This window comes from Devosia sp., assembly GCF_036676215.1.
In the GTDB taxonomy this organism is placed as follows: Bacteria; Pseudomonadota; Alphaproteobacteria; order Rhizobiales; family Devosiaceae; genus Devosia.
Map to the genome: position 1 here is coordinate 24,226 of NZ_JAKFDJ010000062.1, position 8,860 is coordinate 33,085.

Genomic DNA, 8,860 nt, shown 5'->3' on the forward strand with positions numbered 1-8,860 from the left:
AAGGAGAGCGCGATGAGGGGACTGCGTGCGGTGGCCATGGCCGCCCTGATGTTGCCGGGGACGGCAGCGGCCACTGAGGTTGGCGACGAGCTGGCCCAGCGGCTCTATGACGGAACGCTGGCGGAGATCGGCGATCTGGCCCTGCAGCGCTGCGAGGAGCTGCACACCGATGCCTGCTTTGCGCTGGGCCTGTTGGATTTCGTCACCGCCTATGAGCGGCTGGCGCAGGCCATGTACCGGCATGGCGCCACCGCGCCCAATTCCCCCGTCATGGCCATGCTGTTCGGCATAGGCCCCGATATGCCCACCGCGCCAGCCAATCCCGACCCGGAGCCGCTGACCTACGATGGTCTGGTAGGTATCCTTGACGCGTTCACCGCGACCCTCGATCTGGCCGCCGGCCATTTCCAGATGGCCGAAGTGGGTGCCGACTTCGTCATCCCCATCGATCCGCTCAGGGTGCGGATCGATCTCGATGGCAATGGTACCGCCGAGGCCGACGAGACGCTGGGCATGCTGATGGCTGCTGTCGGTAACTTTGCCGATATTCCCGCGCCCGATGCCCCGCCGCCGGGCAGCAAAACTAAGGGCGTTGAGCCTGCCGCCCCCGATACCACGATCGGCTTCGACAATGCCGATGCCGTCTGGTTCGCGGGCTACAGCACCGTGGTCGGTGCCCCGGTCGAGCTGCTGCTGTCGCATGACTTTTCCGAGTTCTACGACGCCTATCTGCACCGCGTCTTCCCCAAGGCGGGCCTGCCGATGCAGGACTATTCGCAGGGGGGCACGCTGATCATGGACGCCGACAGCGATGCCTTCATCGCCGATATCATCGCGGCGCTGCATACGGCCGATTTCCCGGTGACGGATGCGGCGCGGCTGGCCGGCGTGCTCGAGCGCCTGGGGTCGATCACGGCCCTGTCGCGCAAGAACTGGGAGCTGATCCTGGCCGAAACCGACGACGACCGGGAACTGGTGCCGTCGCCGAGCCAGACGTCGCCGGTGCCGGACATGGCGGTGACGGAAGAAACCGTCGCGGCCTGGATGGCGACGCTGGATAGGCTCGACCAGATTCTCGCCGGCCAATTGCTGCTGCCCCATTGGCGCTTCAAGCAAGGTTTCGATCTCAAAGCCTATTTCGAAACGGCGACCGAAACCGATCTGGTGATGCTGTTCGCCGGGCAGGGGGCGCTGCCCTTCATCAAGGCAGGCCCCATTGCCGATGCCCAGAGCTTTGCCGAAGCCAACCGGGTGTTCGGCAACAACTGGCCCGGCTTCGCTCTCTGGTTCAACTGAACGCCGTTCTTTCTCGGAGACTTCCATGCGCCTTGCTGCTCTCGCTGCCGGCATGTTCCTGGTCCTGACGGGCCTCGCCGCCGCCCAACCCTATGAGACGCCCGAGGTGCTGCTCGAAGCCTTCTACGAGCCCTATTTCACCGGCGAATTCTATGCCGACGAGAGCCCGTTCCGTTCGCGGGCCCTGCAGGCGCTCTACGATAATGACGCCGCGATAACCCCGAATGGGGAAATGGGTGCCATCAGCTTTGACCCCTATATCGACGGGCAGGATTTCGACATCACCGAATTCGAGATCGGCGCCGCGGGAATTGCCGGCGACGATGCCTCGGTCGACGTGACCTTCCTCAATTTCGGTGAGCCGCGTAGCCTCGTCTATGAACTGGTGATGGAAGATGGCGGCTGGAAGATTGACGATGTTGTTTCCACCAACCCCGAAGATCAGTATCGCCTGAGCGAGATATTTGCCGAGGCGGCCGCAATGTACCAGTAGCTTACCGATAATTTAGCGCGCCGCCGCAAATTCGCCACCGACCGATCACAGTCGCGCCGCGCCGGCTCGCTAGCGAAATCGGCAGCATGATGTGAGGGCACGATATGCGATTGAATCTGGTGGTGGTGGCGGCGCTCGTGCTGTCGCCGGTGGCATGGGCGGCCGAGACGTTCAGCGACCCCCAGGCCTTGGCCTCGGCCATCTATGACGACTACCACCTTGGGCGCACGGTGGCCGACCCGTCGGTCTATTACTCGACGCGGCTCAAGGCGCTGTTCGACCAGGCCATCGAGAACGATGTCTTTGCCAGCGATGCGGCTATGAGCGGGTCCGAGTTCACGATCGACGCGGTGTTCAATCCATTCCTGCCCGATCTCAACGCGCTGCTGTTCGACGTGGCCATCGGCGAGGCCGCCATCATCGACGATCGTGCTGTGGTCAATGTCAGCTACCACAATTTCGACCAGCCCCGGCTGCTCAGCATCGCCATGATCCGCGAGGGCGATGGGTGGAAGGTCGACGACGTGGCCTCAATGGGCAGCGAGGAACACTGGCTGCTCAGTTGGGCACTGACGTATGACCCGTTGGGCTTCTAGCCGGCCCAAAGGGTTACGCCCGAATGGCGGGGGCCTCATTCACCACCGGATTCCCCACTCCCCTTGAGGGAGAGGGACGACCTGACGCGTTCAGCGGAAGGTCAGGGTGAGGGGTGCTGCGCTATCCCATGCTTGGGTGCTGCGGACGGCGCAGCACCCCTCATCCGCCCTTCGGGCACCTTCTCCCTCAAGAGGAGAAGGTAAGAAGGTCACAGCTCCTCCGTAGCCTCCTTCAGCCAGTCCTTCACTTTCCCCTTCACCCTGGGCCCGATCTCCTTCCACACCCGCTGGTGATAGCCATCCAGCCACTTCCGTTCCGCTTTGGTCAGCAGCTTCATCTCGATCAGCCGCTTGTCGATCGGCGCCAGGGTCAGCGTCTCGAATTCAAAATAGCCGGGAAAGGTCGCGCTCTCGACCACTGTGATGAGGTTTTCGATGCGGATGCCGTATTCGCCGGTCTTGTAGTAGCCCGGCTCGTTGGAGATGATATTGCCGATCTCGAAAGGCGTGGTGTAGCGCGACGAAATCCCCACCGGACCTTCGTGCACGCCGAGATAGGCGCCGACGCCATGGCCGGTGCCGTGATTGTAGGTCACCCCGTCCTGCCAGAGGAATTGTCGCGCCAGGACATCGATCTGGGCGCCAGTGGTGCCCTTGGGGAACCGCGCCATTGAAATGGCGATCATGCCCTTGAGCACACGAGTGTAGCGGTCCTGCTGTTCGGCAGTCGGCCTGCCGGTCGCAAGGGTCCGGGTGATGTCGGTGGTGCCCGACAAATACTGTGCGCCGCTGTCCACCAGCATGATTTCGCCGGGCGCGAGCCTGCGGTCAGTCTTGTCGCTCACCCGATAATGCACGATGGCGCCATTGGGGCCGGCGCCCGAGATCGTGTCGAAGCTGGCATCGACACAGGTTTCCTCCTCGCGCCGAAAGGCTTCCAGCGCCGTGACGATGCCGATTTCGGTCAAGTCGCCCTGAGGTGCGGTGGCATCGAACCAGGCGAGAAATTTGGCCAGCGCCACGCCGTCGAGCAGATGCGCCTCGCGCATACCGGCCAGTTCGGCGGCATTCTTGCGCGATTTGGGCAGCAGAACCGGGTCGCGTTTCTCGACCAGCTTCGCCCCCGCGTTTTTGAGCGCGGCGGCAATGGCTTCGGGCGCCGAGGCGGGGTCGATCAATACAGCCTTGCCGGCCTTGCCCAGTTTTGCCAGTGCCGCCGGCAGGGTCCTGCTGCTGGCCACCCGGGCGACGCCGTCCAGTGCCTTGCGGATATCGTCGGTGATCTTGGCCGGGTCGAGATAGAGCGTTGGCTGCCCTGCCTTCCGCAGAATCGCGAAGCCCAGGACGAAGGGGGTGTTGGGCACGTCGCGGCCGCGCATGTTGAGCAGCCAGCAGATCGACTCCGGCAGCGTCAGCACCGCGGCATCGGCGTGGTCGGTGGCAAGAGATTTCTGGATTTCGGCGATCTTGTCGGTTGCGGTCTGGCCGGCCCGGTTGTGGCCTAGAAACTCGACCGTGCTGACCGGTGCGTCCGGGCGGTCGGTCCAGATGGTGTCGACCAGATTGGAACCGGGGACGAGCCTGGCGCGGCCGTCGAGCTTGGCTGCGAGGTCGCGGATTTCGCCCGGAGTGTGTAGCCAGGGGTCATAGGCAATGGTGCCGCCCTTGGGCGCATAGTCGGCCACCTCGGGCGAGATCCCGCCCAGCAGCCATTCTTGCACCTTGACCTTGGCCGTGTCGGTTTGGGCGGGCGCCTGCAGCGTATAGCGGCTGTCCACGAACAGGCCCGCCTTCCTGGCGCCGACCACGGCCAGACCGGCCGAGCCGGTAAAGCCGGTGACCCAGGCCAGCCGCGCTTCGCTGGCCGGTACCGACTCGCCGCGATGTGCATCGGCGCGGGGGATGAGGAAGGCATCGACCCCTGCCTTGGCCATGGCCGCGCGCAAAGCCGTCAGTCGGGGGCCGACATGTTTCTTGTCGGCCTTTTCCACAAAGCTCTGGAACTTGGCGGGCGGAAAGGTCTGGGCGGTCATAGGCAGAAATCCTCGTGCCGGAGTGCGCTCCGGTCATGGCTGACGTGCTGTGGCGGGGCTGGCAAATCGCCGCCCACGCCTTACCTTAGTGACAGAATTCAGGAGAACGAAGATGGCAGGCGACAAGAATTTCATGGCACGGGCCTTTGACGCGCTGGTGGCCAGCCGCCAGCGTCAGGCGCAGCTCTATGTCGATCGCTACGAGCGCGAATACGGCAAGATGAACAGCAAATTAACGAAGCGGTAACGGGGCCTGCACGCCTTGCAGGGCTGGTGTGACCATACACCCCTAACCAAGTCCTGCCAGGAAGCCTAAATAGATCGTGACGGGGGCAATAGACCGTCGTCAACGTGCATGGAGACTGAAATGACCGAGAGCAAGAACGATTTCCGCAAGGCACTGGGGTCCGTCATCGACGCCCGTGGCCGTGAATCGAGCCGCCAGGTCAGCTATCGCATGCAGCACCAACTGATCGGCGCGTTCACCAAGCGCCCGTAAGGCCGCTGCAGGTAACTGCTGACGATTATGTTTGATCCCCGGAGCATGCTTCGGGGATTTTGCTATTCTGGCGGGCTAATCCGCAAGCATGCGGGCTAATTTCCTGCAGCATGCTTGCGGATTTCTTGTCACGGCATTTCGAGAATCAGCGTGGTCCAGTCCTTGCGCTGCAATTTCTGGCTCAGCACCATGCCCTGGCGGGCATAGGCATTGATGACGCCGCGCGCCTGATGCTCCAGAATCCCCGACAGGATCACTACCGCGCCCTTTTGGGCGATCCCCCCGATCGCAGGCGCCAAAGCCATCAGCGGACCCGCCAGGATATTGGCGACGATTAGATCGTAAGGCGCATTCTGCTTGATGGTGGGGTGGTTCACCCCCGTCGCTTCCAGCGCGATGATCTGCTTGCCGACCCCGTTCTGGGCGGCATTGTCGATGGTCGTCGTCACCGAGATCGGGTCGATATCGCTGGCGATCACCGTTGCGCGGGTGCGCTTGGCCAGGGCAATGGCCAGCACGCCGGTGCCGGTGCCGACATCGATCATGTGGCGGGGCTTGCGGCGCTTGAGCACCTTGTCGATAGCTTCCAGGCACCCCGTCGTGGTCTCGTGATGTCCGGTGCCAAAGGCTTGCGCGGCGTCGATCTTCATCGGCGTCAGCCCGCCCGGAACGGGCGCGGTCTCATGGCTGCCATAGACATAAAAACCCCCGGCGATCACCGGCGCCAGCCCCTCGAGCGAGCGGGCGACCCAGTTGATCTCGGGGTCGATCGGCGCGACGGAAAACTCGACCGTCCCACCAAGGGTTTGCCGCGCCAGTTCAACAAATGAATCAATATCGGGCGGGCTGTCGCAGGTCGCTTCGAAGAACCACTCGCCGGTCTCTTCATTCTCGTGCGCCGAGGCGGTCAGCGCCAGGTCGTCCCGCTCCATGACGGCATCGACAAGCGCATAAGCCTGTTCCTTGGTGAGCGGGGCCGAAAGCTGATCGACGGGCATGGGCAAGCCTTTGCAATTGGATTTTCCTTTGTTGCGGCAGCGCTCCCGACAAGTCAATGCGACGGAAATTCCTTGACGGCCAAGTGCATAATGTTCATTATTTGTTCTATTTGGGGGTTGCCATGAAGCTGAGTGAGCTCAACGATATCGTCGTGGCCGCCAAGCGCGCCTGCTATGTGGGTGGCGGGGACAAGGTCGCATCCAGCCGCGAGGGCTCCCATGACCTGGCCTGGTCGCAAGGCCCCTGGCGCTACCGCGACAGCTATTTTGGCGGCACCGACTTTCTCGGGCAGGAAACCGTGTGGTTCGGCGCCGAACCGGTCTGGGCGATGAACTATCACGGGTTCATCCTGCGGCCCGACCTGATCGATGCGCAGCGAGCAGGGGAGACGATCAAGGCGGCGCTGTCGGCCATGTATGCCGAGGGCCGTTTTCTGGGTGGGCTCACATGGAGCGGGCCGCACGGGGATTATGAGGACAAGTCGGAAGGAGACGTGACGCTGTTCTCCGGCGAAGAGGCGATTCATTGTGCTGGCACAAAGGCTTACGGGCTTCGCTACAGCGGCGGCCTCATCAAGCCATAGAGGTTGATGACGCATAGCGGAATTGGACTTCCGAACGGGGGAAGGACTCTCTACTGAGGGTCAGCGTCACCGAGGGAAAACACATGTTCCGGCTTCTGCGTCTTGTCGTGCTTATAGCCGTGGTGGTCGCCGCGGTGCTGGGAGGCTACTGGTATAGCTACGTCACCAATAGCGAGAGCCCCTATCAGGAGATCGGCATCGAGCTCAACAGCCGCATGCCGGACCCGATCCGCAAATGGGGCTGCGACAAGCTGCACGTTACCTTTGCCGGGGCCTTGCCGCCCTATGGCTGCGCCACGGGCGACGGCAGGGCCTGGATGTAGCTAGAGCTTCACCGCCGTGCCCGAGATCGAAACCATCAGCATCGAGCCGCCCTGGCCGACCACTTCATAGTCGAGATCGACACCGACCACAGCGTCGGCGCCCATGCGCTCGGCTTCGTAGCGCAGTTCCTCATGGGCCTGGCGGCGCGCGTCGCGCAGCGCGCCCTCATAGGCGCCGGCCCGGCCGCCGACAATGTCGCGGATGCCGGCAAACAGGTCCTTGAAGATATTGGCGCCGACAATCACCTCGCCGGTGACAATGCCGAGATATTCCCGCACGGGGCGGCCTTCCAGCGTGGGCGTGGTGGAGATGATCATGCGGCGACTCCCTGGTGTGCTGCCCCAGAGATAGGCGCGTCGGCTCAGTCGCGAAAGGTCGGCCAAAATAATCTTGGCGAAACTGTCCAAGCCGGTTGAGACTGGACGACATGGTTCGAGCGCCGGATGGGCCGGCCGCAGATGAGGATCAGCCACCATGCTCGCCGTCACCAGCTATCCCGAAGTCTATGTTCAACTCACCGCCGCCAAGGTCGAAGAGCAACTCGCCGCCTATGCTGCGCTGGCCGCTGCCGTCAAAGGCAACGCCAAGGCTGAAGCCGCGCTCGCCGCGTTTGCCCCGGGCCATTTCAACGCCATGCTGCTGGCTCTCGACCACTACTTCATGCATCGCATGCGCGGCGCCGAAGGCAAGGATGGCAATCCGCTCAACGAAGTGCGGATGCTGGGCGATGCCATCATGGAGAATGGTGGCGTGCTGAAGGCGAACAGCACCGTCAGGTACGATCCGGCCAAATCGGTGACGGGGATATCGCTGGGACAGGAGATCGCGCTGGATGCTGCGACGTTCGAGAAGCTGGCGGCCGCGTATGTGGCGGAGATCGGGAAGCGGTTTCCGTAGCTGACCGATTTAGGCGCTTGACTTAGAGCGCGCTCGAAGTCGTAGCAGAGGTAGATCGAGACAAGAAGGCAGCCATGAAGATCAGCGAATTGGCGATGCGCACGGGCCTTTCCGCCCACACGATCCGCTATTATGAGCGCATCGGATTGATGCCGCCGGCGCCGCGCAACAGCGCGACGCACCGCCATTACGACGAGCGCGCACTCACCTGGATCGAATTTGTCGGGCGGCTCAAGACCACCGGTATGCCGATCCGGCAGATGCTTCGTTACGCAGAACTCCGCGCCGCAGGGCCATCCACCAATGCTGAGCGGAAAGCCTTGCTCGCGGAACATCGTGACGCGGTGCGCCACCATGTTGAGGAACTGATTGCCTGCCTTGAAGTGCTCGATGCCAAGATCGCCGGCTATGACGATTGATCAAGACTGGAAGGTAATGCGATGAACGAAATGTCCGAAAGCCGCTATGAGCGCGGAAAGCGCAAGCTGGCCGAAATCGATGGCGAAGTTGGCGAGGCCGTGATCGAATCTCTGGCCGATATCGCGCCGGACTTTGCTCGCTATGTTGTGGAATTTCCGTTTGGCGATATCTATTCGCGGCCGGGCCTCGATCTGCGGGCGCGGGAGATCGCGACAATTGCCGCCCTTACGGCGATGGGCAACGCCCATCCGCAACTGAAGGTCCACATTCGGGCCGGGCTCAATGTCGGGCTGAGCCGGGACGAGATCGTCGAAACGATCATGCAGATGGCTGTCTATGCCGGATTTCCGGCTGCGCTCAATGGATTGTCTGCCGCCAGAGAAGTGTTTGCGGACTAGCTGAGAGGTGAGACATCACCGCCTCACCCCTTCTTCACAAAGCTCTCCAGCACCTTCTTGCGACCGGCTTTCTCGAACTCGATGCTGAGCTTGTTGCCTTCGATATCGATGATGGCGCCGTAGCCGAACTTGAGGTGGAAGACGCGTTCACCCAGGCCGAAGGCGGAGCGGTCATTGCCCAGGTCGACCGAGCGGGCGACGAGGTCGCCGTCGATGGTCAGCGGACCGCCACCCTTGCGGGAGGCTTGCTGGGCGCGGGCGCGCTGCCAGCCGGGGGTTTCATAGACGCTCTCGAAGGGGTCGGCCATGTTGAAGCGGGACG

At 62.7% G+C, this 8,860-nt stretch carries 13 protein-coding genes and 1 pseudogene; 10 read left to right on the top strand and 4 right to left on the bottom strand.

Going from position 1 to position 8,860, the window contains the following annotated elements; genetic code table 11:
* Positions 1 to 12 precede the first annotated feature (12 nt).
* The 3 genes from V6M52_RS05870 to V6M52_RS05880 all read left to right on the top strand — a co-directional run bounded on the left by V6M52_RS05870 (position 13) and on the right by V6M52_RS05880 (position 2,385).
* Complete coding sequence (locus tag V6M52_RS05870) at positions 13 to 1,296, top strand: hypothetical protein (RefSeq protein WP_332700353.1); 1,284 nt, start codon at positions 13 to 15, stop codon at positions 1,294 to 1,296.
* A 25-nt stretch (positions 1,297 to 1,321) separates the two neighbouring features.
* On the top strand, positions 1,322 to 1,789 hold the full coding sequence (locus tag V6M52_RS05875) for a DUF3828 domain-containing protein (RefSeq protein WP_332700355.1): 468 nt from the start codon (positions 1,322 to 1,324) through the stop codon (positions 1,787 to 1,789).
* Between the two features lie 104 nt (positions 1,790 to 1,893).
* Entirely contained in the window at positions 1,894 to 2,385 is a 492-nt protein-coding gene (locus tag V6M52_RS05880; RefSeq protein ID WP_332700357.1) for a hypothetical protein, read from the top strand.
* Between the two features lie 209 nt (positions 2,386 to 2,594).
* Here V6M52_RS05880 and V6M52_RS05885 read toward each other — a convergent pair whose 3' ends face one another.
* Positions 2,595 to 4,418 carry an aminopeptidase P family protein gene (locus V6M52_RS05885; protein WP_332700359.1) on the bottom strand — a complete coding sequence of 608 codons (1,824 nt, stop codon included), beginning with the start codon at positions 4,416 to 4,418 and terminating at the stop codon, positions 2,595 to 2,597.
* Between the two features lie 112 nt (positions 4,419 to 4,530).
* On the opposite strand from V6M52_RS05885, the gene V6M52_RS05890 reads away from it, so the two are divergent.
* Together V6M52_RS05890 and V6M52_RS05895 are read left to right on the top strand one after the other, a co-directional pair.
* Positions 4,531 to 4,665 (top strand): hypothetical protein, encoded by a 135-nt coding sequence (locus V6M52_RS05890; protein WP_332688926.1) that lies wholly within the window; start codon positions 4,531 to 4,533, stop codon positions 4,663 to 4,665.
* Between the two features lie 120 nt (positions 4,666 to 4,785).
* Positions 4,786 to 4,917, top strand: a complete 132-nt coding sequence (locus V6M52_RS05895; RefSeq protein WP_263574796.1) for a hypothetical protein — start codon at positions 4,786 to 4,788, stop codon at positions 4,915 to 4,917.
* 128 nt (positions 4,918 to 5,045) lie between these two features.
* On the opposite strand, the gene V6M52_RS05900 is transcribed toward V6M52_RS05895, so the two are convergent.
* Complete coding sequence (locus V6M52_RS05900; RefSeq protein WP_332700361.1) at positions 5,046 to 5,915, bottom strand: 50S ribosomal protein L11 methyltransferase; 870 nt, start codon at positions 5,913 to 5,915, stop codon at positions 5,046 to 5,048.
* Positions 5,916 to 6,037: 122 nt separating this feature from the next.
* Here V6M52_RS05900 and V6M52_RS05905 point away from each other — a divergent pair, with 122 nt between their 5' ends.
* Both V6M52_RS05905 and V6M52_RS05910 read left to right on the top strand, forming a co-directional pair.
* On the top strand, positions 6,038 to 6,499 hold the full coding sequence (locus V6M52_RS05905; protein ID WP_332700363.1) for a DUF5680 domain-containing protein: 462 nt from the start codon (positions 6,038 to 6,040) through the stop codon (positions 6,497 to 6,499).
* Between the two features lie 83 nt (positions 6,500 to 6,582).
* The gene (locus V6M52_RS05910) at positions 6,583 to 6,822 is read left to right on the top strand and encodes a hypothetical protein (protein ID WP_332700365.1); all 240 of its coding nucleotides are present in this window, start codon (positions 6,583 to 6,585) and stop codon (positions 6,820 to 6,822) included.
* Here V6M52_RS05910 and V6M52_RS05915 read toward each other — a convergent pair whose 3' ends face one another.
* Positions 6,823 to 7,140, bottom strand: a complete 318-nt coding sequence (locus tag V6M52_RS05915; RefSeq protein WP_193335241.1) for a heavy metal-binding domain-containing protein — start codon at positions 7,138 to 7,140, stop codon at positions 6,823 to 6,825.
* A 157-nt stretch (positions 7,141 to 7,297) separates the two neighbouring features.
* Between V6M52_RS05915 and V6M52_RS05920 the strand changes: the two genes are divergently transcribed.
* The 3 genes from V6M52_RS05920 (at position 7,298) to V6M52_RS05930 (ending at position 8,538) form a co-directional block, all read left to right on the top strand.
* Positions 7,298 to 7,720, top strand: coding sequence for a hypothetical protein (locus V6M52_RS05920; protein ID WP_332700369.1), 423 nt, complete (start codon positions 7,298 to 7,300; stop codon positions 7,718 to 7,720).
* Positions 7,721 to 7,794: 74 nt separating this feature from the next.
* Positions 7,795 to 8,139 (top strand): MerR family transcriptional regulator, encoded by a 345-nt coding sequence (locus V6M52_RS05925; RefSeq protein WP_332688912.1) that lies wholly within the window; start codon positions 7,795 to 7,797, stop codon positions 8,137 to 8,139.
* 21 nt (positions 8,140 to 8,160) lie between these two features.
* Entirely contained in the window at positions 8,161 to 8,538 is a 378-nt protein-coding gene (locus V6M52_RS05930; protein WP_332700371.1) for a carboxymuconolactone decarboxylase family protein, read from the top strand.
* Between the two features lie 23 nt (positions 8,539 to 8,561).
* Here the strand turns inward: V6M52_RS05930 and V6M52_RS05935 are convergent.
* Positions 8,562 to 8,860, bottom strand: a pseudogene (locus V6M52_RS05935) (ATP-dependent DNA helicase); the annotation flags it as partial.

Bases quoted from the DNA above. Each gene is read 5' to 3' on its own strand.
- V6M52_RS05870 (WP_332700353.1), top strand. From the start codon at position 13: ATGAGGGGACTGCGTGCGGTGGCCATGGCCGCCCTGATGTTGCCGGGG.
- V6M52_RS05875 (WP_332700355.1), top strand. From the start codon at position 1,322: ATGCGCCTTGCTGCTCTCGCTGCCGGCATGTTCCTGGTCCTGACGGGC.
- V6M52_RS05880 (WP_332700357.1), top strand. From the start codon at position 1,894: ATGCGATTGAATCTGGTGGTGGTGGCGGCGCTCGTGCTGTCGCCGGTG.
- V6M52_RS05885 (WP_332700359.1), bottom strand. From the start codon at position 4,418: ATGACCGCCCAGACCTTTCCGCCCGCCAAGTTCCAGAGCTTTGTGGAA.
- V6M52_RS05890 (WP_332688926.1), top strand. From the start codon at position 4,531: ATGGCAGGCGACAAGAATTTCATGGCACGGGCCTTTGACGCGCTGGTG.
- V6M52_RS05895 (WP_263574796.1), top strand. From the start codon at position 4,786: ATGACCGAGAGCAAGAACGATTTCCGCAAGGCACTGGGGTCCGTCATC.
- V6M52_RS05900 (WP_332700361.1), bottom strand. From the start codon at position 5,915: ATGCCCGTCGATCAGCTTTCGGCCCCGCTCACCAAGGAACAGGCTTAT.
- V6M52_RS05905 (WP_332700363.1), top strand. From the start codon at position 6,038: ATGAAGCTGAGTGAGCTCAACGATATCGTCGTGGCCGCCAAGCGCGCC.
- V6M52_RS05910 (WP_332700365.1), top strand. From the start codon at position 6,583: ATGTTCCGGCTTCTGCGTCTTGTCGTGCTTATAGCCGTGGTGGTCGCC.
- V6M52_RS05915 (WP_193335241.1), bottom strand. From the start codon at position 7,140: ATGATCATCTCCACCACGCCCACGCTGGAAGGCCGCCCCGTGCGGGAA.
- V6M52_RS05920 (WP_332700369.1), top strand. From the start codon at position 7,298: ATGCTCGCCGTCACCAGCTATCCCGAAGTCTATGTTCAACTCACCGCC.
- V6M52_RS05925 (WP_332688912.1), top strand. From the start codon at position 7,795: ATGAAGATCAGCGAATTGGCGATGCGCACGGGCCTTTCCGCCCACACG.
- V6M52_RS05930 (WP_332700371.1), top strand. From the start codon at position 8,161: ATGAACGAAATGTCCGAAAGCCGCTATGAGCGCGGAAAGCGCAAGCTG.